Genomic DNA, 26,351 nt, shown 5'->3' on the forward strand with positions numbered 1-26,351 from the left:
CCCTAGAAACGGACATCGGCGCTAAACAGGAAGGTTTGCGGCTGCCCCGGAACATAGCGATAGCCGCTCTTGTTGATCGCCGCGACATAGTCTTCGTCGAACAGATTATAGGCGTTCACCCGCAGCGTCAGATTGTCGGTCACCGCATAGCCGAGCAGCGCGTCGACCACGGTATAGCCTTCGGTGAAGGCGGGCGTGCCCTGCGCCCCGTCGGTGCCGCGGTGCAGCCCGCCATTATGCCGCACCCCGCCGGCAAGCTCGAGCCCGAAGGGGAAGCGGTAATTGGTCCACAGGGTAAAGGAATCGCCCGGAATATAGGTCAGGTTCGGCGTCCCGTCGCTGGTGATCGGCGCGCCTTCGGTAACGCGCGTCTTCAAATGGCTGTAGCCGCCCGAGATCGACCAGGCGTCGGTGATGCGCCCGACCGCCGACAATTCGATGCCCTTGACGCGCTTCCTGCCCGTCTGCGTCGGATTGCCGTCGTCGTCGAGAATCTCGCTGTTGATCTCGTTGGTCACCGTGGTCTGGAAGATTGCCGCGGCGAGCGCGAGCCGCTCGCCGAGCGCGTCCCATTTGATCCCCGCCTCTATCGTCTTCGCCTTTTGCGGGTCGAACTTCGGGTTGCTCGCGCTGCTCGCCGACGAACTCAGCGTGAAATTCTCGCCGCCCGGCGGCTGCTGCGAGATCGCGTAATTGACATAGAGGCTGACCGGTTCGGCGGGCTTGAACACCGCGCCGAGCTTCCAGTTGAACAGCGTGTCCTTGTCGTCGAGGTCGGCGGTCGTGACGACCGTCCCCTCGGGCGCACCGTCGCACGGAACCGCGCGGCGTCCGGTGCCACCGCACGGCGTGCTGCTGAAAAAGCTCGTCTTGTAGTGATCGACCCGGATGCCGCCGGTGACAAGGAACAGGCCGTCCGCGAACTTCGCGGTGTCGAAGAGATAGACGGACTGGGTATCGGTCTTGCCCCTCGCAATGCCCCCGTTGCGAGCGACGCTGAGCGTGCCTGCGTCGGTCCAGTCGGGATTATAGAGGTTCGCCGGCGGGCGCGCACCCGACGCCGTCTGGCCATAGGTCACCTGCTTTTCGCTGGTGATCTCGATCCCGGCGCTCAGATTATGCTCGACCGCGCCGGTCGCGAAATCGGCGCGCAGGTTGAGCTGGTCGGTGAGGATGCGGTTCGTGACGTCCTTCAGCGTCGGAAGGCTGCGCGCGATCGTATAGGTCGACAGGTCGTTCGGATCGGTCCATTTGATATTGCCGCCCATCGGATCGTCGGCGCTGCCGCCCGTCGACATGAAGGCGGTGAGCAGATAATCCTGCTTCGTCTGCCCCCAGCGCGCGATGTTCGACAGCGTCACATTGTCCGAAAAATCATGTTCGACGCGCAGCGTCGCCATTGCCGCGCTGACATTGTCGCGATCGTCGCGGGTGCCATAGAAATTGGTCGAGGCGACGGGATGGCCGGCGAGCTGTTCGAGCCCCGGCTGCGGTTCCCAGCCCGGCAGGCCGATCGTCGGGACATAGCCGTCGGGGATATTGTCCTGATAGACATAGAGAAGGTTCACATAGGCGCGCGTCGAGGTGTCGAGGCCGAGGCCGAGCGATGCCGCGATGCCGAGGCGCTGATCCTCGACATGGTCGCGGCCCGGAACGTCGCTGTCCTGCCACAAGAGGTTGAGGCGAAGCGCGTTGCTGCTCGCGCTGCCGAGCGTCTGGTTGACGTCGGCGGTGACGCGCTTCTGCCCGTCGACGCCGAAGGAGGCGATCCCCGACACCGCGGTTTCCAGCATGGCCTGCTTGGTCACCATGTTGATCGCGCCGGTCGGCGCGGTGCGGCCGTTGTCGGTGCCCGCCGGCCCCTTTTCGACCTCGACCGCCTCGGTGTTGAAGATGTCGCGCGAAATCGAGCCCAGGTCGCGGATCCCGTCGACGAAAATACTGCTCGACGTGTCGAAGCCGCGCATACGGATCGAATCGCCGGTCGTCGTATTGCCATTCTCGCCGGCATAGAAGGTGCCGACGCCGGGGCTGTTGCGCAGCACTTCGGTCAAGGTCGTCGCGCCCTGTTCGGTGAACAATTGCTTGTCGATCACCTGAATCGTCTGCGGCGTATCGCGCAGCGGCTGGGTGAATTTGGGCGAGGAGGCACGGTCGACCTTGTAGTCATCCTCGTCGATCGCGCTGTCGGTGACCGTCACGCCGCCGAGCATCGGCAGTTTCGCTTGCTCTCCACCATCCTGCGCCGCGGCGGGCGCCGCCGCGAGGCCGAAACAGCTCAATGCCAGATAGGCCGGAGCCGCCGCCGAGATGGAGTCGCGCAAACGCAAGAATGACATGATTTTCCCCTGTTGTGGTTGATGCCCGAATAGTGCCGAAGCGCTATTGCGAGTCGTTCTCATAAATGCAAGCGAATTTGTCGCATTGTGTCGCGAAACGAGCTTTCCGGCTTTCTCGGAGCACGGAAAAGTGCGGATTTCGGGTGGCGAGCCCGCATCGCCTTCGAGAAGGATCGCAGCCTCTTCGACAATATTGTTGTATTTGCGAATCATTCGCGATACTGGCGCCCGACCCAAATCGACCGGACACCCATGCACCAGCCCCGCATCATCCAGCCCAAAGCACGCAAGAGCCCCAAAGCCTTTTGGCTGAAGCAATTGCATATGTGGCACTGGATGAGTTCGGCGCTGAGCCTCGTCGGATTGCTGCTGTTCGCGGTGACGGGCTTCACGCTCAACCACGCCGCCGACATCGAGGGCGCGCCCGCGGTATCCGAACTCAGCGCCCGGATGCCGCCCGCGCTGCGCGCGGCGCTGGCCTCGGCGCCGGTGAACGGCACCGCACCCCTGCCAGCGCCCGTCGCAGCGTGGGTCGAGGAACGCTTTGACGTGCGCGCGTCGGGCGATGCCGAATGGTCCGAAGCCGAAGCCTATCTCGCGGCGCCGCGCCCCGGCGGCGACGCATGGGTCGCGATCGACCGCGCGACCGGCGCGGCGACGGGCGAGGTCACCGACCGCGGCTGGATCTCCTACCTCAACGATCTGCACAAGGGGCGCAATGCGGGCGGCGTGTGGAGTTTGTTCATCGACGTCTTTGCCGCCGCCTGCCTGATCTTCGCGCTCACCGGGCTGCTGCTGCTCCAGCTCCATGCCGCGAAGCGCAAGAGCACCTGGCCGCTCGTCGGCGCCGGACTGATCCTGCCCGCAGCGCTCGCGATCTTCTTCATCCACTAGGGAGGATATTATGCCGAACCCCCGCACCATCGCCATCGCCGGCAGCGCCGCCGGCATCGGCGCGCTGCTCGCAGCGCCCGCCGCCGCGGCGCCGCGCACGATGGACGTGATCGTGACGATCCCGCGGCTGAAGGTCGCCGAATATCACCGCCCCTATGTCGCGATCTGGGTCGAGAAGGACGGCGCGAGGGCGAAGACCGTGGCGCTTTGGTACGACCATGACATGAAGGGCGACGAGGGCACCAAGTGGCTGCGCGACATTCGCCAGTGGTGGCGCGCCGCGGGCCGTTCGATGCGCCTCCCCGCCGACGGCATCACCGGCGCGACGCGCGCGCCCGGCACGCACAAGCTGAGCTTCTCGCGCGCGCAGCTCGGCGCGGCGGCGCCCGGCACCTATACGCTGGTGGTCGAGGCGGCGCGCGAGGTCGGCGGCCGCGAGCTGCTGCGCATCCCCTTCACCTGGCCCGCGGCGCCCGGCGTCGGCGGAAAGGCGGTGGGGAAGACCGAACTCGGTTCCATTTCCATAGCATTTCGCTGATCGACGAAGGGGTTAGACGATGAAAAAACATATTCTGGGTTTCGCCGCGACCGCCGCGTTCGCCATCCTCGCCGCCGTGCCCGCCGAGGCACATCGCCAGTGGCTGCTGCCGTCGGCGACGGTTCTGTCGGGCGACGATGTCTGGGTCACGGTCGACGCCGCGGTGTCGAACGACCTTTTCTATTTCGAGCATTTCCCGCTGCGCCTCGACGATGTGAAGGCGTGGGCGCCCGACGGCAGCGAGGCGAAGATCGAGAATGCGGCGACCGGCCGCTATCGCAGCACTTTCGACGTCCATCTGACGCAGAAAGGGACGTGGCGCATCGCCTCGGTCGCGGAGATGCTGACCGGCAGCTATGCGCTGAACGGCAAGCGCGAGCGGCTGCCGCGCGGCACCACTGCCGCCAATCTCGCCGAAAAACTGCCCGCCGGCGCAACCGATGTGCAGACCGCCGAAGCGAGCAACCGCAACGAGATTTTCGTGACGGTCGGCGCCCCGACCACCACCGTCTTCGAGCCGACCGGCAAGGGGATCGAGCTGGTGCCCGTCACGCATCCGAACGACCTTTATGCGGGCGAAAGCGCGACCTTCCAGTTCCTGCTCGACGGCAAGCCCGCCGCCGGCCTGCCCGTGACGGTGATCCCCGGCGGCATCCGCTATCGCGATCAGCTGAACCAGATCGACCTGACGACCAACGCCGAGGGCAAGGTTGCGGTGACCTGGCCCGAACCGGGGATGTATTGGCTCAACGTCACGACTCCGCGCGGGCCGCGCGGTGCGGCGGGCGAGGATGCCGCGCCGGCGCGCCGCGCGAGCTATGTCACGACGCTCGAGGTGCTGGCGCCCTGACCGGGCATGTCCTCATCCCGCTCGCGCTGACCCCCGCCGCCTTCGCCGCGCGCGATCCTTCGGCGGCGGTCCAGCGCTTTGCGGGCGAAACCATGGGCACCAGCTGGTCACTGCTCGCGGTCGCCCCGCCCGCCGGTGTCGAACGGGGCGTGCAGGCGACGCTCGACCGCGTCGTCGCGCAGATGAGCCAGTGGGAACCGGCATCGAATCTGTCGCGCTTCAATCGCAGCGCACGGGGCGAATGGCAGGAGGTGCCCGAGGAATTTGCCACGGTGCTCGACGCCGCGCTCGCAGTCGCGGCGGCGAGCGAAGGTGCCTTCGATCCCTGCCTCGGCCGGCTCAGCGAGCTATGGGGCTTCGGCAGCGCCGGGCCGGTCGGCGCGGTTCCGAAGGCGGAGTCGATCCATGCGGCGCGCCGCGCGCCCGCCGCAATCGAGTTCGACCGCGAAGCGTGCCGCGTCCGCCGCACCGGCGACGCGATGCTCGACCTGTCGGGGATCGCCAAGGGCTTCGGCGTCGACCATGCCGCCGAATGGCTGCTCGGCCAGGGCGTGCGCCACTTCCTGATCGAGGTCGGCGGCGAACTGCGCGGCGAGGGCGTGCGCCCCGACGGCCAGCCATGGTGGGTCGACGTCGAGGCGCCGCCGGACGCGCCGCATGACCCCTTCCGCATTGCGCTCCATGACCTGTCGGTCGCCACATCGGGCAGCTATCGCCGCGGCTTTGCGGTCGATGGCCGGCACTATTCGCACAGCCTCGACCCCGCGACCGGCTGGCCGATCGTTCACGGCGTCCAGTCGGTCACCGTGATCCACCGCAGCTGCATGATGGCCGATGCCTGGGCGACCGCGCTGACGGTGATGGGCGCCGAACGCGCGATGGCGACCGCCGACCGGCTGGGCCTTGCCGCCCATGCAAGCGCGGGCGAGCGCCAGCATATGTCGCAAGCGTGGCGCGCGATGCTCGGCTGATCGGCCGTTATTCGGCGCGGGTCGGGACGCCGTCCATCAGCTGGTGCAGTTCGCCGGCTTCCCACATTTCCATCATGATGTCGCTGCCGCCGACGAACTCGCCCTTCACATAGAGCTGCGGGATCGTCGGCCAGTCCGAATATTCCTTGATGCCCTGCCGGATTTCCATGTCCTGCAGCACGTCGACGGTGCCATATTCGATGCCGAGCCGGTCGAGCATCGCGACCGCGCGCGACGAAAAGCCGCACTGCGGAAAGAGCGGCGTGCCCTTCATGAACAGCAGCACGGGATGGTCCGCAACCAGCTTGGCGATGCGGTCCTGAACATTGGGGTCACTCATAATCAATCTCCGGTGGCGCGCGCGGCGCCGAAAATTTCGCTGATGCCCCTATGAAGGGACGGCGGTGGTCAATTGCAAGGCGTGAAGTTCGCCGCCCATCCGCCCGCCGAGCGCGGCATAGACCGCCTTGTGCTGCGCTACCCGGCTCAATCCGCGAAACTCCTCGCTCACGACATGCGCGGCATAATGGTCGCCGTCGCCGGCAAGGTCGGTGATCGTCACCTCGGCGTCGGGAAACGCCGCCGCGATCATCGCCTGCAAATCCTCCTCGCGCATGGCCATTCCGCAGCCGCTCCTCAATTCTCTTTGTCGATGAACTGGCGCCGCGCCTCGGCGGTCTTCTGGTTCAGCGCCTCGCGAATCTCGGCATCGCTGATCTCGATGCTCGCCGCGGTCAGGTCGCCTGCGAGCTTGCGGATCACATCCTCGTCGCCCGCTTCCTCGAAATCGGCCTGGACCACCGCCTTCGCATAGGCGTCGGTTTCCTCGGGCGTCAGTCCCATGCGCTCGGCCGCCCATTCGCCGAGCAGGCGGTTGCGCCGCGCGGTGATGCGGAATTGCACTTCCTGATCGCGCGCGAACTTCGCCTCGAAAGCGCGTTCCCGGTCGTCGAATTGGCTCATTTTGTCCTCGCCTGGTGAAAGCCCGAGCCTTGCAGATAGGTCGCGCCTTGCCCCCGCGCAAGCCGCCTGTGCGCCAGATCACTTCCCATTTTGTCTATAAGGGGTTAGGGTTCGCACCAACGGGATGGGTCGCATTGCAGCACGGGAAACTGCACCATGCCGCTACGCCGCTGCATGGCGCCACGATGCACGGGTTTGGGGGAATTGCGCCGATGATCGTTCGAGTTTCATTTGGCATGCCGATTCTGGCGGGGCTGGCGCTCGCCGCAGCGCCGGCGGGCGCGGCGCAGGCGGGCGACCCGACGCTGCGCGACCGCTTTGCGATCGGCAGTCAGGGCGGCGCGCTGTGCGAAGTCCAGGCGACGGTGCGCGACCGCGTGGTTGCCGGCATGTTCGACCGCGCATGGCTGATCCTGTGCCGCGATGCGAGCCAGCCCGTCGGCACCGTCCGCATGCTGCGCGCGAGCCCCGATGCGGCACGCGAGCGAATCGAACGGGGCCGCGCGGACACCATCAACTGCCCTGCCCCCGACGCCTGCACGGTGAAGGGCAGCGACGTCGCGTGGCGCACCCGCATCGAAGCCGACGGCGACACGAGCTATGCGGTCGAAGGCTTCGCCGCCTATGGCGACGCGCTCGACCTCGCGCTCGAATCGATCCGCCAGCGCCGGATCGTCCCGGGGGTGATCGACGTCGCCACCACCTCGGTCGGCGGGGATGACAGCTTCGCGCGCACGCTCGCCGGGACGGTCGACCTCGACAAGGCGCTCGCCGAAGGATATCGCCGCAATCACAGCGGCGACTATGCCGACGCCGCCGAATTTTTCGAAGCCCTGTCGCGCCGCGCAGAGGAAGAAAGCGGCGTGACGGGTCTCGACCCAACCGAATTCACGCTCAACCGCGCGCTGCAGAAATCGAACCTCGGCCAGTTCGCCGAGGCCGAGCGCCTGTTCACCGAGGCCGAGGCGGTGCCGACAAGCGATCCGGTGCAGCTGCGCCTGCGCCGCAATTTTCGCGCGATCCACGCGCTCAACCAGCAGGATTACGACGCAGCGGCGACGATCCTGCAGACACCGATCGCGCCGCTCGCCAACCCGATCGAGACCGATGGCGCGAGCGTGACGCTGACGCCGCAGATCGCGGCGGGACTCAACAGCGGCGGCGCGGGCGTGGTCCAGCAGGCCGCAGACAGCGAACGGCTGACCCCCGCCGAGCGCGCGACGATCATCGACGCGCAGGCGACGCACCTGCTCGGCGTCGTCGAGCGGCTGCGCGGCGATGCGGCGGCGGCGAAAGCGGCGCAGCTCAAGGGTTTGTCCGACGCGCTCGCGGTTCGCGAGGGCCGCGTGACGTCGATCATCCGGCTGCGCTCGCAGATGCTCGGCGAACTCGCGATGAGCGAGGAGGATCTGGGCGACGAGGCCGGGGCCGACGCGCGTTTCCGCGGTTCGGTGGCGCTGCTCGCGGCCGAATATCCCGAAACGACCGCGCTCGCTTCGGCGCGGGCGCGCTATGCCGCCTTTCTGGCGCGCCACGGGCGCGAGGACGAAGCGCTCGCCATCTATCACGACGTCGTGACCGCGCTCGCCGGGTCGCAACGCGCACTGACCGGCATGGCGAACCGGATGGCTCCCTATTACCGGCTGCTTGCCGCGCGCGCCGCGACCGACCGCCAGGCGATCGCCGATTTCTTCGTCGCGAGCCAGATTCAGGTCCGGCCCGGCGTCGCCGACACCCAGGCCGTGCTCGCACGCGAACTGTCGAGCGGCAGCGACGACGGCGCACGCCTGTTCCGGCAGGCGACCAATCTCGACCGCGACATCGAGCGCGCGCGCATCGAGGACGCCCGCCTCGCCCAGCTTCCCGCGACGCCCGAGATCGCCGCGCTGCGCGCCGACCTCAAGACGCGGCTCGACAATCTCGGCTTCCAGCAGGCGGAGACGCTGGCACGGCTTTCGGCCTTTCCGCAGTTCCGCGTCGTCGCGCCCGGCACGCTGGGGCTCGCCGACCTGCAGGCGGTGCTGCGTCCCGACGAAGCCTATCTGAAGATGCTCGTCGTCGGCGACGCGGTCTATGCGATGCTGGCCGGTCCGGCCGACGCGCAGCTCTGGCAGGCCGATATCGGGGCTGCGGACCTCGAAGGCGCAGTCGACAAGATCCGCGCGACGATCTCGACCGTCGAGGGCGGCCAGCGGGTCACCTATCCGTTCGACGCGGCGACCGCGCGGGCACTTTATGCGCAGCTGTTCGGCCCGGTCGCCGATCGCCTGCCAACGATCGCGCATCTGATCTTCGAGCCCGACGGGGCGATGCTGCGCCTGCCGATCAACCTGCTCATCACCTCCGACCAGGGGCTCGCCGACTATCAGCGGCGGCTCGCCGATCCTGCCGCCGATCCGTTCGACATGCGCGAGATCGCGTGGCTCGGCCGGACCGTGCGGCCGAGCACGTCGGTCTCGGCGCTCGCCTTTCGCAACGCACGGCAGGCGGCGCCGTCGCGCGCGGCGCACCAATATTTCGGCCTCGGCCAGAACCAGCCGGTCACGGGCACACTGCCCTCGCTCGGGTCGCGCGGCGGTGTGCCGGGCACGGTGGACGACGACTGCCAGTGGAGCCTTGCCCAGTGGAGCCGGCCGATTTCGGCGGACGAGTTGCGCATCGCGAGCAGCGCGATGAAGGGCGACGCCGCGGCGCTGCTGACCGGAAGCGCCTTCACCGACACGGCGGTAAGGACACGCGCCGACCTCGATCAATATCGCATCATCCATTTCGCGACGCACGGCCTCGTCACCGCGCCGCGGCCGTCCTGTCCCGCGCGTCCGGCGCTCGTCACCTCGTTCGGCGACGCGAATTCGGATGGGCTGCTGACCTTTCAGGAGATTTACGATCTCAAGATCGACGCCGATCTCGTGATCCTGTCGGCGTGCGACACCGCGGGCGCGGCGACCGTCGCCGCAACGCGCGAGGCGGGGATTTCGCAGGGCGGCGGCAATGCGCTCGACGGGCTGGTGCGCGCGTTCGTCGGCGCCGGGGGGCGCTCGGTGATCGCGAGCCACTGGCCTGCGCCCGACGATTTCGACGCGACCAAGCGGCTGATCGGCGGGCTGTTCGCGGTGCGGCAGGGCGAAAGCGTCGCCGACGCGCTGTGGGCGACACAGCAACGGCTGATGGACGACCGGCTGACCTCGCACCCCTATTATTGGGCGGGCTTCGCGATCGTCGGCGACGGCGCGCAGGCGCTCCTCCACAATGGCGGGACGACCACCGCGGCGGCGGCAGAAGTGGCCGGCGGGCACGCCGGGGGCTGACCGATGGCGCGGGGGGATAGCATCGACGACACGCGCGAGACGCCGGCGACCGACACGGTCGAGGCGGTGCCGCTCGGCAAGCGGGTGCGGCAGCTCGCGACGCAGCTTGGCCCCGCACGGCTGATCGCGACGGTCGTCTTCCTCTGCCTTGCGGTGGTCGTCGCGCGCTTCGGGTGGGAACTGCCGCTGACCAACGCTGCCGAGCGCGCGCTCTACGACGCCCGCGCGACCGCGATGGCCCCATATGTCGGACAGGACAAGCGCATCGTCCTCATCACCTATAATGACGAGACGCTGTTCAACACCGGCATCCGCTCGCCGCTCGACCGCACGACGCTCGCGCGCGCGCTCGCCAATATCGACGCGATGGGGGCGAAGGCGATCGGGATCGACATCGTCTTCGACTCGCCGCGCCCCGACGACGATCTCTTGAAAACCCAGCTGCGCGCGATGCGGACGCCGACGTGGCTCGCCTATGCCGAGCATGGCAGCAATCCCGACGCGATCCAATATGCGCAGCAAAGGTTCCTCGAGGGTTTTCTTGCCGACGTCACGACCGCGCGGACGCGGTCGGCGAGCGTCTTTTTCCTCACCGATCCCGACGGGGTCATCCGCAACTGGCCGCCGCGGCCGAAGGGGCTGCCGCCGCTGATGGCGAACGCGCTGGCGCCGGTCGACGCCGCATATGCCGACTTTCAGGGCAATATCCGCTTCCTGCTCCCCGCGCGCGCCGCCGAAGGGCAGGAAGAGCCGGTGTTCGCCAATATCCCCATCGACAGCTTCGCGATGCCGATGGACGCCGACCTGCGCGCAGGCTTTTCGGAGCTGGTCAGGGACCGCTATGTGCTGATCGGCGGCGACATCATCGACAATGACCAGTTCTATACGCCGTTCAGCCGCTTTCCCGATGCGCAGACGGGGCGCCTCGAAACGATGATCGGGCTCGAGGTTCATGCCCATATGCTCGCGCAGCAGCTTGACGATGCGTGGACCAACCGCATTCCCGGCCCCGCCCTGTGGGTGCTCGCGCTGCTCGTCGTCGCGGCGGGCGGGCTCACCAGCCTGATCGACCTGCGCGCGCGCTGGGTCGCGCTGGCTTTCCTGGGGCAGATGGCCTTTTTCGTCGCCTTTCCCTTCTGGCTGCAGGGTCAGGGGCTCGACACCACGACCCTGCCCGCCGCCGGCTGGGCGCTCGGCTGGCTGTTCGGCTATGCCGCGGTCGGCACCGCCGCGCGCACGATCGGGTCGCGCCAGCGCGCCTTCGCCCAGTCGGCGCTCGGCAAATATCTGCCGGTCGACATCGCCGCCCAGATCATGCGCGACCCCGACCGCCTGTCGCTGTCGGGCGAGAAGCGCGAGATTTTCTGCGTTTTCACCGACCTCGAAGGATTCACCCAGCTCAGCCACGCGATCACCCCCGAAACGGTCGCGCGGCTGCTCAACGAATATCTCGACCGCCTCTCCGACGTCGTGCTCGACCATGGCGGAACGATCGACAAATTTGTCGGCGACGCGGTCGTCGCCTTCTGGGGCGCGCCGATCGGGCGGCCCGACGACGGCGAGCGCGCGGCGGCGGCGGCGGTCGCCATGTATCTGGCCGGCGAGCGCTTTCGCGTCGAACTCGCCGACGGGGTGCCGCCGATCGGCATGACGCGCGTCGGGCTGCATGTCGGCGACGCGATCGTCGGCAATTTCGGCGGCGAGGACCGCATCCAATATACCGCGCTCGGCGACAGCATGAACACCGCCTCGCGTCTCGAATCGGCGAACAAGGCGCTCAAGACGGGGGTGCTGATTTCGGCCGAGGCCGCCGAGCGATCGGGCCGCCGCGATCTCGTGCCGATGGGCCGCGTCACCCTGCGCGGCCGCGCGCGCGCGGTCGATATCTTCACCCCCCGTCCCGACCTGACGCCCGACCAGCGCGCACGCATCGCTGCGATGGTCGCCGCGCACGCCGCGGGCAAAAAAGAGACTTATGTGACCTGCGCCACAGCGGTGCGGGCCGAATTCGCGCAGGATGCCGCCATCCAGTTTCTGGTGGAACGCCTGAACGAGACCGAAGAGGGAGAAAGCTATGTCCTGTCCTGAAGCCCCCACGCGCCGCCTGTGCCTGACCGCGGCGGCCGCGATCATGGCGGTCGCGCTCGCCGGCACCGCCGCGGCGCAATCCTTGGTCGTCCGCTCGACCGGCCCTTCGGCGAGCCAATATCCGACGGGCGCCAGGCTGAAGGCAAATGCGCGGGTGACACTCGTCGCCGGCGACCGCGTCATATTGATGCAGGACGGCAAGACCCGCACGCTGAGCGGCCCCGGCACCTATAGCGCCGGCGGCACGGTGCAGGCGAGCCAGTCGATGGGATCGACGGTGGCGCGGATGCTGTCGCCCGGACCGCAGGGCCGCGCCCGCGGCGGGTTTTCGCGCGGGGACGCGCCCGAAGAACCGTCGGCGCCGAACATCTGGGTGCTCGACTATCGCCAGAGCGGCACCTTCTGCGTCGCGAACCCCGCGACGCTGCTGTTATGGCGCCCCTATATGGAGAGCGACCAGCTGCTCAAGATCGAAGCCAAGGGCAAGAGCGAGACCGTCGCTTTCGTGTCCGGCGCCAACTACCGCAAATGGCCGACCGAGGCGATCCCGGTCGAATATGGCATCGACTATCGCCTGTCGGGCGCCGGGCTGAGCGCGCCGGTGACCGTCCGCTTCGCCGCGATGGACGCGGTGCCCGAAGAGGCCGAAGGCGCGGCCGAAGCCCTGATGGCGAAAGGCTGCACGCCGCAGCTCGACCGGCTGGTCGACGCGATGTCCGAAGCCGAGGCGACGGGCGGATAGGAGTCCGGGCCGGCATTGAACCGGCCCGATCTCTCTGATAATAGGGAAGGAAAGCCGCCAGTCGAGCGGACTCTCCTTTCCTTGGGTCGAAAAACTGGCGGCGCCGCGCCCATGCGGCATGGCCCGCCGAACGGGCGCCGACGCAAAGCGCGGCGGCGCCATTGGGCAAGGGGTGGTGATGAGCGACGTCGGGGCTATTGTCATGGGCCGCCATCCGCGATGCGGCGTCCGCACCGCGCTGGGCTGGTCGGCCGGCCTGATGCTGGCGACGCTGCCGGGCGCGGCATGGGCGCAGCTCCCCCGCCCGGCCCCGACGCGCGAAGAAATCCAGCCGCCGACACTGCCCCCGGCCGCGCCGCCCGCCGAGCGGGTGGTCGCCGCGGACGACAGTGTCGAACGCGCACCCTGCCCGCTCGCCAGCGGCGAATTCGCCGACGTCCGCTTCACGCTGCGCAGCGTCGAATTTTCGCGCGTCGAGGGGATCGACCCGGCGATGCTCGACGCCGCCTGGCACGACCGCGTCGGGCAGGATCTGCCGATCGCGGTAGTCTGTGATATTCGCGACCGCGCTGCGACCTTGCTGCGCGAAAAAGGCTATCTCGCCGCGGTGCGCGTGCCGCCGCAGCGGATCGAGGACGGCGTCGTCAGGCTCGACATTCTGGCCGCGCGTATGAGCCGGGTCGAAGTGCGCGGCGATGCCGGCGCCAACGAAGATCTCCTCCAGCGCTATCTGGCGCGTCTCGATGACGGGACGATCTTCAACATCCGCGATGCCGAGCGCTATCTGCTGCTGGCGCGCGACATTCCCGGCATGGACGCGCGGCTGACGCTGCGGCCCGGCGGCGAACCCGGCGAAGTCGTCGGCGAGGTGCTCGTCACCCGCACGCCGGTAATCTTCGATGCCAATATCCAGAATTTCGGATCGAAGGACGTCGGCCGCTGGGGCGGCATCGCGCGCGCGCGCTTCGCCGGGCTGACCGGCCTCGGCGATCTGACGACCGCCAGCCTCTATTCGACCGCCGATTTCGACGAGCAGCAGGTCGTCCAGCTCGCGCATGAATTCCGCGTCGGCGGCGAAGGGATGCGGCTCGGCGGCAGCTATACCTACGCGTGGACGCGGCCCGACCTGGCCGGGCTCGCGATCAGGACGACCACCCAGGTCGTCAGCCTCTTTGCTTCCTATCCGGTGACGCTGACGCAGGCACACCGGCTGACCGTGGGTGGCGGCTTCGACATCATCGATCAGGATGTGCGGCTCGCCGGGATACCGCTCAACCGCGACCGGCTGCGCGTGCTCAACCTGCGCGCCGACGCGAGCTGGATCGACCCCGCCTCGATCGCCGGCCGCGCCGGTTATAATCCGTCCGAGCCGCGCTGGTCGCTTGCGACGTCGTTCGAAGCGCGGCAGGGTCTCGACATGCTCGGCGCCAGCGACGATTGCGGCCCGACCGGCACCGCCTGCTTCGCGCCGGGCCGCGTGCCGCTGTCACGTATCGAGGGGAAGCCCGACGCCTTCGTGCTGCGCACCGAGGCCATCGCCGAATGGCGGCCGGTCAAGACCTTCACCCTTTCGGTGGCGCCGCGCGCCCAATGGGCGAGCGATCCCCTCCTCTCCTATGAGGAATTTTCGGGCGGCAATTTCACGACCGGTCGCGGCTACGACCCCGGCACGATCATCGGCGATAATGGTATCGGCGTCGCGCTCGAGGCGCGCTACGGCTCGCTCGTTCCCGCCAATACCAAGGCGTTCGCGGTGCAGCCCTTCGTCTTTTTCGACGCCGCCTGGGTGTGGAACAAGGACAGCGCCTTCGACGGGTTCAACCCGCAAAAGCTCTATTCGGCGGGCGGCGGCGTGCGCGTCGCCTATGGCGACGTCGCGCGCCTCGACGTCGCCGTCGCGGCGCCGCTCAACCGTCCCGACCTGCTCGCCCGGCGCCCCGACCCGCGGCTGCTCGTCACGCTGACCACCCAGTTCGGCGTGCGGGCGCGCTGAGCCATTGAGGATGACTGCCATGCGTGCCTCCGATGCCAATCCGCCGATCCGCAGGGGCAAGCACCGCCTGCTCGAAAGCTGCGCGATCGCCGCGGGGCTGATGGCGCTGATGCAGGGCGGCCCGGCGCTGGCGCAAGTGGCGGGCACCGGGCAGGTGGTGAGCGGCAGCGGCAGCATCTCACCGCCCGACCCGCTCGGCCCCACGGCGCCGCCCAATTCGACCCAGGTCGAAGTTTCGACACCGCAGACGATCATCAACTGGACGCCGACCGACGATGCGCCGACCGGCGGCACGATCGACTTCCTGCCCGCTGGCAACACGCTCGAATTCTACGGGACCGGCGACTACACCGTCCTCAACCGCTTCGTCGACGCCGGGGGCGGCTCGATCGGACGGCAGGTTGCGCTCAACGGCACGGTGAACAGCTATGTCGGTTCGCGCTTTGCGAGCAGCGGCAATGTCCAGGGCGGCAATATCTGGTTCTATAATGCCGGCGGCGTGCTGATCGGCAATGGCGCCGCGATCAACGTCGGCAGCCTGCTGCTGACCGCCAACGACATCGACACGACCGGCGGCCTGTTCGGCGCGGGCGGCGAGATCCGCTTCCGCGGCGCCGCGGGCACCTCGCGCGTCGAGATCGCCAATGGGGCCACGATCAACGCCGCGATCGCGGGCAATCCGGGCGGCAGCTATGTCGCGCTCGTCGCGCCGCGCATCGTGCAGAGCGGCGCGGTCCGCGTCGACGGGTCGGCCGCCTATGTCGCCGCCGAACAGGCCGACATCCGCATCAACGGCGGCCTGTTCGACATCGACGTGCTCGTCGGCGCCGACGGCGGCAATGCGATCGTCCACGACGGCAGCACCACCGGCCCCACGCACGAGCAGGGCGATGTCGACCAGAGCCGCATCTATATGGTCGCGATTCCGAAGAATGACGCGGTCACGATGCTCGTCTCGGGCGAGGTCGGCTATGACGATGCCGTCGTCGCGCAGACCGACCCCGATGGCGCGATCGTGCTGTCGGCGGGCTATGGCGTGACGGCGGGCCAGATCGACGCCAGCCCCGCAAATGGCACCGCTGCGAATATCGCGGTCAGCGACACGATCTTCCGCAGCAGCGTGCGCACGCACGCGAGCGGCGCCTTCACCGGCGCGCCGGCCAATCCGGTGCCACCCTCCCCCATCCCCGGCGCGCCCGCGCAGGGTATGCTGGTCACCGAAGGCGATGCAACCTTCATCGGCGATGCGAGCGCCAGCCTTACCGCCGGCATCGGTCAACAGGCGGGCGCGACGGGCAACCTCTCGCTCCAGTCGGGCGGCGCGGCAAGCATCGCCGTCGCCGGCGGGCAGCTGACAACCGGCGGCACGCTCGATCTCGCATCGACCGGACAAGTGCAGGCCGACGGGTCGAGCGTCGGCGGCGACGTCACCCTTTCGATCATCGACGGAACGGTCCAGGCGGCAAGCGTCACCCTCACCTCGACCGGGAACGCCGGCGTCGGAGGCACCGGACAGGCCGGAAACGGCACCGGCGGCGCTGCCTCGCTGCTCGTTTCGGGGACGGATGCGTCGCTGACCGCCGACGACATCGCCGTCCAGTCGGTCGGGCGCGGCGGCGGCCTGACCTCTTCCAGCGGCTTCGTGGTGAGTGCCGCCGACACAGGGGGCGACGGAACGGGCGGCAGCGCGACGCTGCGCGTCGAAAACGGCGCCAGCCTGGCCGCCAGCACCGTCATTTCGGTCGGATCGACCGGCTATGGCCAGACCGGCAATATCCAGTCGGGCACCGGCACGGGCGGCACTGCGCTGCTCAGCGTCAGCGGCTCGGGATCGACCTTGACCGCGGCCTTCACCAGCGTTTCCGCCGATGGTTTCGGCGGCGAGAATTATCTGCAATCGCCGGCGCCCGACTTTCTGACGCTAAATGGCGGCGACGGCATCGGCGGCACCGCGTCCGTGAGTTTCACGGGCGATGTGCCGACCGACACGAATTTGGGGAAGGCGACCGTTTCGGCGAGCGGCTTCGGCGGCGGCGCGAGCGCGGGCGAGAATGCCGTCGGGGGCGACGCGCAAGGCGGATCGGTCGCGATGACCATCGACGGCACGCTCACCATCGAGGCTGCCGAGCTCGACCTGATCGCGACCGCGAACAGCGGCTCGGCCGCGTCGCCGAGCCTGACGACGGCTCTGTCGGGCGACGCGCAGGGCGGGTCGGTCGCCTTCACCGCGACCGGCGGCGCCCTTTTCTCCACAAGCACCGACATCATCCTCTCGGCCGATGGCGCCGTCGGCAGCGGGGAAAGTTTCGGCAGCGGCGCCGGCGGCGACATCGCCGTGACGGCGACCGGCGGCGGAACGATCGGCGGCCAGGGCTTGTCCGCATCGGCCAGCGGCGGCAGCGATGCGCTCGACGCAGCACGCGGCTCGGGCAGCGGCACCGGCGGTCATATCGGCTTCACCGCCGACGGCGGCACGATCAGCAGCATCGCACATAACCTCTATGCCGAGGGACGGACCCCCGACGCCGATGTCGGGGGCGTCGCACAGGGTGGCACGATCGACCTTCTCGCCTCGAACGGCGGGTTGATCGAGGTGAGCGACCCCGCTTCTTTCAGCGATTTCAGCGCCGACGCGCAAAGCGGGCAGAGCATCGACGGCGCGGCGGCGACCGGGGGCGCGATCCGGTTCATCGCCGATGCCGGCACGATCAGCCTGCCGGGGTTCGCCTCGGTTTCGGTCAACGGCATATCGGGCGGCGCCAGCCCTTCCAGCGGCGCGGTTCCGCTCGGCCGCGGCGGCACCTTGCTCTTGCGCACCGTCGCCGAAGCCTCGGACAGCAGCGCGCTCCTCTTCGGCTCTCTCTCGGGCTATGTCGACGGGAGCGCGGGTTTCGGCTCGGAGGGGTCGCCGGGTTCCGGAATACCCGTGGGCAACGGCCTCGGCGGCGACATCAGCGTCGACGTCCAGGGCGGCAGCTTCACCGTCACCGGCCTGCTAAGTCTCGGCGCCACCGGCTATGGCGGCGGCGTCGGGTCGAACGGCGGCACCGGAACCGGCGGGACGGTCGGCTTCACCCAGACCGGCGGCGCCACGATCGGCGGCGACATCGGGATCAGCGCCGACGGCTATGGCGGTTATGATCCGAACGGGGCGGGCGACGGCTTCGGCGGCACGGCGACGATGGACCTGCTCGCCGGCACGCTCAACGCGGCCGAAGTCAGCGCGTCCGCGCGCGGTTATGGCGGCTATGGCTTCGAAGGCGACGATTTCGATCCGGCGAACATCATCCCGGCGGCGTCGGGCGGCGATGGTGCGGGCGGGGTCGCGACCATCACCCTTGCCGGGACGATCGCCGAAACGAGCAGCCTTGCCGCGGTCGCGACGGGGAACGGCGGCGACGGCGCCGGCTTCTATGTCTATAACGGCACGCCCGCCGTCGCGGGCGATGGTGGCGACGGTGCCGGCGGCCTGGCGACGGTCAACATGATCGCGGGCACACTCATCACCACCTCGCTGACCGTCGATTCGCGCGGCATCGGCGGCACCGGGGGCAGTGTCCTCGATTCATCGAGTCCGGGTGCAATCGCCAGCATTGGCGTCGGCGGGACCGGCGGAAACGGCGGCGGCGGAATTTCGACCCTTGCACTGGCCACCGGCGTCGAGCCGGGCGCGGAAGTGACCGTGGTGTCGCAAGGCACCGGCGGCGGCGGCGGCTCGGCGGGGACGGGCGGCGATGCCGGCAGCGGCAGCGGCGGCACCGCGCAGATCGTCGTGACCGACTATGACGCCGACCTGCTGCGAGCGACGGTCGACGCCTCGGCGACCGGCGGCGCGGGCGGCTATGGCGACGATGGCGCCGGCGGCGACGGCGGCGCGGGCGGCGGCGGCACCGCGCGGGTGCAGGCCGACGGGCCGAACGCGCGCGTGACGGTGAGCCAGGCCAATTTCGTCGCGAGCGGCACCGGCGGCGCCGGCGGCGCGGCGCACGGCTATGCCACCTCGGGCTTTGTCACGGGTCCAAGCGGCGGCGACGGCGGAGCCGGAACGGGCGGCACGCTCGAAGTGGTCGCAACCAACGGCGGCGCGCTCTCGGTCGGACCGATCCCCGACACGACAGGAACCATAGCACTCAGCGTCGGCGGGACCGGTGGGACCGGCGGCACTGGCGCCGACAATGATTTCGGCGCCGGCCTTAGCGGCGGCGACGGCGGCGACGGCGGGATAGGCGCGGGCGGCACCGTCCACCTTTTGGCCGATGGCGGGACCGTTGCGACGACCGGCGAGCCGGTCGATATTGCGGTGAGCGGCGTCGCAGGCGCGGGCGGAACGGGCGGCGCGGGTACCGCCGGCGCAGGCGCGGCGGGAGCGCCGGGCACCACCGCTGGCGGACGCGCGGTGATCGAGGCGCGCACGACGACCGTTCCGACGGCTGCGATCAACCTCGGCGACACCAGCATCGGTGCCAATGGCGATGCCGCGGGCCGCATCGAATTCCTCGGCAACGGCGCCATCACGATGGCCAGCCTGACGGCAGAGGCGCTGGGCAGCGCCGCGCCGACGAACAATGACACCGATACCGCGGCAAGCGGCATCTTCTTCGGTGTTTATGGCGGAACGGTGCAGACGGCCGGCAACGCGACACTGACCACCGACGGCTCGATCGGCGTCCATGGTCAGGGGGGCGGCATCGTCGCGATCGGCGGCGACCTGAGCCTCCAGGCGGGCGACCAGATCGACATTCGCCACGACTTCCGCGCCGGAACCGCGCCAACGATCCAGGCGGGCGGCAATCTGATAGCGACCGCAGGAACGGGCATCAGCAGCGCCGCAGGCAGCCTGCTCGCCGCGAACGGCACGCTGTCGCTCACGGCGACCACCGGCCTAATCGGGGTCGACCAGCTCCATGGCGCCGACATCATATTGAACAGCGCAGGCGCGACGCGCGTCGAACATGCCGAAGCCGACACGGATTTCACCACGCAGGCGGCGAGTTTCGCGACCGGGCCCAACTCGATCATCACCGGCGGCAATATCGACATCAACGTCCCGGGGGTCGTCGACCTCGGCAATTCGAGCGCGGGCGGCTATGTTTTCGTCGTCGGCCAGTCGATCAGCTTCAACGCGATCGACGCCGGCACCACGATCGGGCTGAACGCGAATGGCGCAGGCGCGGCCGACGGGATCGACGGCGGCGACCTGACAGCGGCGGGCAATATCGTCCTGTCGGGCAATCATGTCGCGGTCGCCGGCACGATCACAACACCCGCGACCCTCGCGATCAATGCCGGAAACGGCAGCGCCGCAGCCAGCCTCGCCGATGTCGGCGGCTCGATCAGCGTCGTCGCGGCGGGCGACATCGACGGCATATTTCGGGCCGGCGGGAATGTCGTGCTGACAGCGGGCGGCAATATCGCCGCCGAGGCCGATGCGGCGGGCGGCTATGTCGATCCGAACGGCATTCCCGCCGAAGGCTATGTCTTCGCCGACGCCGATGGCGAGGCGTTTCTGACCGGCAGCAGCGCCGCGACGATGCTCGCGGTGCGCGCGGGCGGCGCTGCGGGCATCGACGGGGGGGCGGCGGGCGAGGATATCTTCCTGCTCGCCGGTACGACCGCCACCCTCGCGAACCTGACCGCAGGCGACGACATCGACGCGACGGCGGGCGGCGCGATGACGATCGCCGATGCAGCGACGACGGGCAGCGGCAGCGACACGCGCAGCGTCGTCTATGCACCCGGCGCCTCGGTCCCGACGCCCTTCCTGCAAATCCAGGCGAGCCCCGCCGACCTGTCGAACATCACCCTCTCGGCGCCGACCGCGACGATCGCCGCCGCCGACCTGTCGGCGTTCGACAATCTCACCGCAACCGCGGGCGGCGCAGTAGCGGGAACGGGTTTGCTTCAGTCGGGGCTCGCGACGAGTATCAGCGGGAGCGCCCTCTCCTTCGCTGCGATCAGCGCCGGCACCGACCTCGACCTGACCGCGACGACGGGCGGCATAACCTCGACCGGCGTGTTCGCCGCGGGGTATGACGCGACGCTCGACGCGGCAGGCGGGATCGACCTGTTCGAGGTCGACGCGGGCGACGATGCGATGCTGACCGCCGCGGGGCCGGTCGCGGTCGGCGCGGCCTATAGCGGCACCGGCAGCTTCGACGACGAAGGCGACGGCGGCAATATCACTATCGCGGGCGGCGCCACCACGGTGGGCCATGCCGAAGCCGCGGACGATTTCACCGCCGATGTCGCGAGTTTCGCGACCGGAACCAGCACGATCATCGCCGGCGGCGATATCGACATCCGGTCTACGGGCGCCGCCGACCTCGGCAATTCGACCGCGGGCGGTTATATCGCAGTCGACGCCCGGTCGATCGCCTTCGCGGCGCTCGATGCCGGAACGACGGTCGATCTGACCGCCGCCAATGCGATCGCCGGTGACTCGATCGCCGCGGGGGGCGGCATAGCGCTTGCCGGCGGCAGCATCGCGGTCGGAAGCCTCGTCGGCGATGCGGCGCTCTCGGCGACCGCAACGGCTGGTTCCGTGACGGTCAATCAGGCCGATCTGGCGGGATCGGTTGCCGTCGATGCGTCGGGCGATATCGCGGGCAGCTACGCTGCGGGCGGCGATATCGCGCTTTCGGCCGGGGGCGCCATCGACGTGGCGAGCATCGCGAAACAGGGCGCGGGCAGCGTCACGCTGAACGGCGCCGGCGGCATCGCCGCCGATACAATCGTCAATCAGGGCGCCACCAGCCTGACGAGTGCGAACGGCGCGATTGCGGTCGCCTCGCTCGCTTCGGCGGGCGCGGTCGATGCCACGGGCGCGAGCGTCGCGATCGGCGGCAGTGGCGATCTGGTCTTTACCAGCCTCGTTGCCACCGCGGGCGATGCCACGGTCGGCACCGCCGGCACGCTGTCGGTCGCCAGCGCCACCGTCGCCGGCCTCGCCGATCTCGGCGGCGATCAGGGGCTGACCGTGGGGACGCTCGACGCAGGCGAGGCGCGGCTCGCCGCGGCGAACGGCGATATTCTGTTGACGGGCGCCAGCGTCGCGAGCGGCCTCAGCGCCGACGCGGGCGGCGCGATCGCGATCGACGGCACCGTGACCGGCGCGGCCATCGCCCTCGCCTCGCGCGACATTGCGATCGGGGCTGCGGGACAGGTCGGCGCCGCCGGGACGACCGCCAGCCTTTCGATCGCCAACAGCGGGACCCAACAGACCTTCGTCGGCGGCGACGGCAGCGGCGACGGCTATAACATCGACGCCGATGAAATGGCGCGCCTCTATGGCAGCGACATCCGCATCTTCGCGCCGGTTGCGGCGGGCGCTGCCGGCGGGCCCGATCTGGTCGTCGGCGATTTCACGATGACGGGCGGCAGCGACACCTCGAACCTCGGTCCCGCGGGATCGCTGATCCTCGAAACCGCCGGCCGCGCCGAAGTGGCGGGCGCCGTCGCGCTGACCGGCCTGTCGAACGCGAATCAATTGTCGATCATCGCGGCGAGCACGCTCGACATCGTGCTCGGCGAGGGGTCGATCCGGCTGACGGGAGCAAACGATAGCGCACCGGGCGGCCGGCTGTCGCTCGCCGCCGACCGGATCGCCGTCGCGACGCGCACCGCGATCGCCGACGTCGATGCCGCGACCTCGACCGATGCGATCGAGGGCCGGCTGGCGCAGAATGACGGCGTCGCCAGCGACGAAGGCGCGCTGTTCGCGCGCGGCATCGACGTCGGCGCCGTCAGCGGCTTCTATGTCCAGAACAGCGGAACCGGCGTGGATTTCGACCAGCGCCGCGGGCTGACCTTCGGCGACGGCGGGTTCAACGTCGACACCGCCGGGTCCGCCACCCGCCTCGTCCTCAACGGCGTCTATCTCGGCCCGCAAGGGCAGGTCGTCGGGCTCGACGCGATCCCGCTGCTGACGGTCAACGGCAGCGCAGCGACCTTCGGGAGCTTCGAGGCGCGGTCGCGGTTCAACGGCTGCCTGATCGCGGCTCCCGTGCTGTGCGGCCGCGGGTTCGACAGCATTCCGACCTTCCCCGTGCAGGATGTGATCGAAGAGGAGGTCGGAACCGACGGCAAGCCCGACGAGGGCATCACCCTGCCCACCGCGCTGATTATGATCCGCGACATCGACCCGCCGACCGGCGCGCCGCTGCTTGACGACCCGGTGACGGGCGCGGGCAACGACGATCTGTGGACGCCGCCGGCGGAGGACGACGGAAACGAATAGGCTTTCGGTTGACGCGCGCCCCCGCGTCGCGGCATGGGCGCGGGGATGACCGACGACCTCCCCGCCCCCGGCGCGCCGCTGATGCTGTTCGACAGCCTGACGCGCAGCCTTCAGCCCTTCGCCCCCGTGCATCCGGGCGAAGCGCGCGTCTATTCGTGCGGGCCAACGGTCTATAATTATCCGCATATCGGCAATATGCGCGCCTATGTCTTCGCGGACACGCTAGGGCGCACGCTGAGCTACAAGGGCTACCGGCTTACCCACGTCATCAACATCACCGACGTCGGCCACCTGACCGACGATGCCGACGCGGGCGAAGACAAGCTGGAGAAGGCGGCCGCCGAGAAGGCGCAGTCGATCTGGGACATCGCGCGCCACTATACCGAGGCCTATTGGCAGGACGTCAAGGCGCTCAACATCCGCCAGCCCGCGCATTGGTCGATCGCCACCGACTATGTGCCGCAGATGATCGAATTCGCAAAGGCGATCGCCGACAAGCATTGTTACGAACTCGACAGCGGCCTCTATTTCGACACGGCGACCGTCGCCGACTACGGTCGCCTCGCGCGCCACAGCACCGACGAGGGCGAGAGCCGCATCGACCCCGTCGACGGCAAGCGCCATCCCGCCGATTTCGCGATCTGGCGCAAGACCCCGCCGGGCGAAAAGCGCCAGATGGAGTGGGATTCGCCGTGGGGCCGCGGGGCGCCGGGCTGGCACCTCGAATGTTCGGTGATGTCCGAAGCCCTGCTCGGCTTTCCGTTCGATATCCACACCGGCGGCATCGACCATCGCGAAATCCACCATCCGAACGAGATCGCGCAGAACCAGGCGCACAGCTGCTCCGACGCGAGCGGTGCGCGCATCTGGATGCACAATAATTTCCTCGTCGAGCGCAGCGGCAAGATGAGCAAGAGTGCGGGCGAATTTCTGCGTCTGCAACTGCTGATCGACAAGGGCTATCACCCCCTCGCCTATCGCCTGATGTGCCTGCAAGCGCATTACCGGTCGGAACTCGAATTTTCGTGGGAGGGCCTCGGCGCGGCATTCACCCGGCTCAAGCGGCTGGTGATGGCGGCGGCCCCGGTGCGCGAGGCGCAAGCGGCCGATGTGTCGGACAGGCGGCTCGCCGACCTGCTCGCCAAGTTCGATGCGGCCATCTCGGACGACCTCAACACCCCGATCGCGCTCACGCTCATTGAAGAGGCGGCGGCGATGAAGAAGGTCGATGCCGGCCAGAAGCGCGCCGCGATGGACGCGATGGACGCGGTCCTTGGCCTCGACCTGCTCACCCTCTCGCGCGAAGCGCTCCGCATTCGCCCGAAGGCGGCGGTGATCGGCGAAGCGGAGATCGAAGCCCGCCTGACGCGCCGCAGGGAAGCGCGCGCCGCCAAGGATTTCGCCACCTCCGATGCCCTCCGCGACGAACTGAACGCCGCGGGGGTCGAGGTCATGGACGGCGACCCGCTGGGCTGGGACTGGCGGCTGGACAATTGAGTTCCCCTCCCGCTTGCGGGAAGGTTTAGGGGAGGGCATGTTAGGCTGACCCCGTTGCGCGTGGACAGGCCCTCCCCCTGCCCCTCCCGCAAGCGGGAGGGGAGAATTATGACCAAAACCGTCACCGTCCTGTCCGGCCTTATCCGCCCGCTCGTCGAAAATCGCCTGCCCGAATGGGTCGAACCCCGCTTCTTCCAGTCGAAGGACGAAGCGATGGCGCTCGCCCCCGAGGCCGAGATCGGCTGGTTCGACATGTACGACAAGAAGGATATGGCGGCGGCGATCGGCGCGGCGACGCGGCTCAAATGGCTCAACTCGATCTATGCCGGGGTCGACGGCATGCCGCTCGACCTGCTGCGCGAGCGCGGGACGGTCGTCACCAACGGCGCGGGCATCAATGCGATAACGATCGCCGAATATGTCGTGATGGGGATGCTCACCGTCGCCAAGGGCTATCGCGAGGTGGTGCGCGCGCAGGAGCGGCACGAATGGCTGACGGACTCGCCGGGCAAGGTCGAGCTTTACGGATCGAAGGCGCTGCTGCTCGGCTATGGCGCGATCGGCAAGCTGGTCGAGGAGCGGCTGAAGGCGTTCGCGGTCGACGTCACCGTCGTGCGCCGCTCGCCCGGCCCCAACACGCTGAGCCCCGACCAGTGGTGCGCCCGGCTCGGCGAGTTCGATTGGGTCATCCTCGCGGTTCCGGCGACGGCGGAAACCGACGGGATGATCGGCACCGACGAGCTTGCGGCGATGAAGCCGAGCGCCACGCTGATCAACATCGCCCGCGGCACCGTCGTCGATCAGGCCGCGCTGGTCGAGGCGCTGAAGGCGAAGCGCATCGCCGCGGCTTTCCTCGACGTCACCACGCCCGAGCCGCTACCCGCCGGCGACCCGCTGTGGGGCCTCGACAATGCGCATGTCACCATGCACCTGTCGGGGCGCGCGCAGGACAAGATGTTTATGCGTTCGGCGGCGCGCTTCCTCGAAAATCTGGACCGCTGGCACCGGGGCGAGGCGGTCGAGCCGCGGGTCGATCTGGCGCTGGGATATTAGCTTGGCCGCTCGCCTTTCAACTCCTTCACCAGGGGCTGCAACCGCTCGTCATATTTGGCGAGCATCGTGTGTGCGCCGGCATGGTCATAGAAGCTGACGAGTTCGCGCCCGTTCCAATGGTGGAGCGCATAGGCGGGGTCTTCGGCGACGATCATGGGCCGATCGTCGGGATGGTTCTCGTCGATCGGGCGCAGGTCGAGCGATACCTGCGGCGCGGTCGACGAGCAGATCGCGACGGTGCGCCCTTCCCACGCGACGGTGACACTGCGGTGCAAATGGCCGCAGATCAATCCGCGCACCTGCGGGTGGCGGCGCACGACCTCGGCAAAGCGGTGGACCCAGGGTTCGTCGGGGTGGGTGTTCATCCAGTCGATACCGCTTTCGACCGGCGGATGGTGCATCACGATATAGGTCGGCTTTGCGCTGTCCTTTGCCAGTTCGGTATCGAGCCATGCGGCGCGCGCGGTGCAAAAGGCGCCGCCGTGGCGCCCTTCTTCGAGCGTATCGACGGTGACGAGGCGCAGTTCGGGCAGGTCGAGCGCATATTGGACGAAGCCGTTGCCGTCGTCGAACCCTGGGAAGTGCGCGTGGAAATTGTCGCGCAGATCGTGATTGCCGACACTCGGCCAGACGGGAAAGGGGCAGCGCGAAAAAGCGGTGACGAGGCGGCGATAGCTGTCGGCGTCGCCGCGATCGGTGATGTCTCCGGTCGCGAGCAGCAGGTCGGGGCGGTTCGGTCCCTCGATCAGCCGGTCGAGCACCTCGTCGAGGCGCTTGCGATTATATTCGGCCGGATTGTCCGGATCGAAACCGATGTGCAAATCGGTGATCTGGGCGATCAGCATCTCCGTCCCCTGCTCCGCGCCGCTGTCGCGGCCG

The 26,351-nt window shown here is 68.8% G+C and carries 16 protein-coding genes; 11 read left to right on the top strand and 5 right to left on the bottom strand.

Annotated elements, in window-relative coordinates:
• Positions 1-2: 2 nt before the first annotated feature.
• On the bottom strand, positions 3-2,339 hold the full coding sequence (locus KNJ79_RS14175) for a catecholate siderophore receptor Fiu (protein WP_317151573.1): 2,337 nt from the start codon (positions 2,337-2,339) through the stop codon (positions 3-5).
• Between the two features lie 252 nt (positions 2,340-2,591).
• Between KNJ79_RS14175 and KNJ79_RS14180 the strand changes: the two genes are divergently transcribed.
• From KNJ79_RS14180 to KNJ79_RS14195, 4 genes are all read left to right on the top strand, one after another.
• On the top strand, positions 2,592-3,233 hold the full coding sequence (locus tag KNJ79_RS14180) for a PepSY-associated TM helix domain-containing protein (protein ID WP_317151574.1): 642 nt from the start codon (positions 2,592-2,594) through the stop codon (positions 3,231-3,233).
• Between the two features lie 10 nt (positions 3,234-3,243).
• Positions 3,244-3,771: a DUF2271 domain-containing protein gene (locus tag KNJ79_RS14185; protein WP_317151575.1), complete on the top strand. Its 528-nt coding sequence runs from the start codon at positions 3,244-3,246 to the stop codon at positions 3,769-3,771.
• Between the two features lie 19 nt (positions 3,772-3,790).
• Complete coding sequence (locus KNJ79_RS14190) at positions 3,791-4,621, top strand: DUF4198 domain-containing protein (RefSeq protein ID WP_089214920.1); 831 nt, start codon at positions 3,791-3,793, stop codon at positions 4,619-4,621.
• 92 nt (positions 4,622-4,713) lie between these two features.
• Positions 4,714-5,592 carry an FAD:protein FMN transferase gene (locus KNJ79_RS14195; protein WP_317151576.1) on the top strand — a complete coding sequence of 293 codons (879 nt, stop codon included), beginning with the start codon at positions 4,714-4,716 and terminating at the stop codon, positions 5,590-5,592.
• Positions 5,593-5,599: 7 nt separating this feature from the next.
• Here the strand turns inward: KNJ79_RS14195 and grxD are convergent, their stop codons facing one another.
• Genes grxD through KNJ79_RS14210 form a run of 3 tightly spaced genes read right to left on the bottom strand, consistent with a single transcriptional unit; the run spans position 5,600 to position 6,555 of the window.
• Positions 5,600-5,932 (bottom strand): Grx4 family monothiol glutaredoxin, encoded by a 333-nt coding sequence (gene grxD, locus KNJ79_RS14200; protein WP_089214921.1) that lies wholly within the window; start codon positions 5,930-5,932, stop codon positions 5,600-5,602.
• Positions 5,933-5,980: 48 nt separating this feature from the next.
• Complete coding sequence (locus tag KNJ79_RS14205) at positions 5,981-6,214, bottom strand: BolA/IbaG family iron-sulfur metabolism protein (protein ID WP_089214922.1); 234 nt, start codon at positions 6,212-6,214, stop codon at positions 5,981-5,983.
• A 14-nt stretch (positions 6,215-6,228) separates the two neighbouring features.
• Positions 6,229-6,555 (bottom strand): DUF1476 domain-containing protein, encoded by a 327-nt coding sequence (locus tag KNJ79_RS14210; protein ID WP_089214923.1) that lies wholly within the window; start codon positions 6,553-6,555, stop codon positions 6,229-6,231.
• A 236-nt stretch (positions 6,556-6,791) separates the two neighbouring features.
• Between KNJ79_RS14210 and KNJ79_RS14215 the strand changes: the two genes are divergently transcribed.
• The 7 genes from KNJ79_RS14215 (at position 6,792) to KNJ79_RS14245 (ending at position 25,472) form a co-directional block, all read left to right on the top strand.
• Complete coding sequence (locus KNJ79_RS14215; protein ID WP_317151577.1) at positions 6,792-9,863, top strand: CHAT domain-containing protein; 3,072 nt, start codon at positions 6,792-6,794, stop codon at positions 9,861-9,863.
• Between the two features lie 3 nt (positions 9,864-9,866).
• On the top strand, positions 9,867-11,951 hold the full coding sequence (locus KNJ79_RS14220) for an adenylate/guanylate cyclase domain-containing protein (protein WP_317151578.1): 2,085 nt from the start codon (positions 9,867-9,869) through the stop codon (positions 11,949-11,951).
• Entirely contained in the window at positions 11,938-12,693 is a 756-nt protein-coding gene (locus KNJ79_RS14225; protein ID WP_317151579.1) for a hypothetical protein, read from the top strand. The genes KNJ79_RS14220 and KNJ79_RS14225 overlap by 14 nt, the downstream gene beginning before the upstream one ends.
• A 118-nt stretch (positions 12,694-12,811) precedes the next feature.
• Positions 12,812-14,686: a ShlB/FhaC/HecB family hemolysin secretion/activation protein gene (locus KNJ79_RS14230; protein WP_317151580.1), complete on the top strand. Its 1,875-nt coding sequence runs from the start codon at positions 12,812-12,814 to the stop codon at positions 14,684-14,686.
• 19 nt (positions 14,687-14,705) lie between these two features.
• Positions 14,706-22,922, top strand: a complete 8,217-nt coding sequence (locus KNJ79_RS14235) for a hypothetical protein (RefSeq protein ID WP_317151581.1) — start codon at positions 14,706-14,708, stop codon at positions 22,920-22,922.
• A 45-nt stretch (positions 22,923-22,967) separates the two neighbouring features.
• Positions 22,968-24,419: a cysteine--tRNA ligase gene (cysS, locus tag KNJ79_RS14240; protein ID WP_317151582.1), complete on the top strand. Its 1,452-nt coding sequence runs from the start codon at positions 22,968-22,970 to the stop codon at positions 24,417-24,419.
• Between the two features lie 108 nt (positions 24,420-24,527).
• Positions 24,528-25,472: a D-2-hydroxyacid dehydrogenase gene (locus KNJ79_RS14245; RefSeq protein ID WP_317151583.1), complete on the top strand. Its 945-nt coding sequence runs from the start codon at positions 24,528-24,530 to the stop codon at positions 25,470-25,472.
• Here KNJ79_RS14245 and KNJ79_RS14250 read toward each other — a convergent pair.
• Complete coding sequence (locus KNJ79_RS14250) at positions 25,469-26,317, bottom strand: metallophosphoesterase (RefSeq protein WP_317151584.1); 849 nt, start codon at positions 26,315-26,317, stop codon at positions 25,469-25,471. The two genes, KNJ79_RS14245 and KNJ79_RS14250, sit on opposite strands and share 4 nt — an antisense overlap.
• Positions 26,318-26,351: the final 34 nt, after the last annotated feature.

Origin of the sequence: Sphingopyxis indica, from assembly GCF_032879645.1 — a bacterium.
GTDB lineage: Bacteria > Pseudomonadota > Alphaproteobacteria > Sphingomonadales > Sphingomonadaceae > Sphingopyxis > Sphingopyxis indica.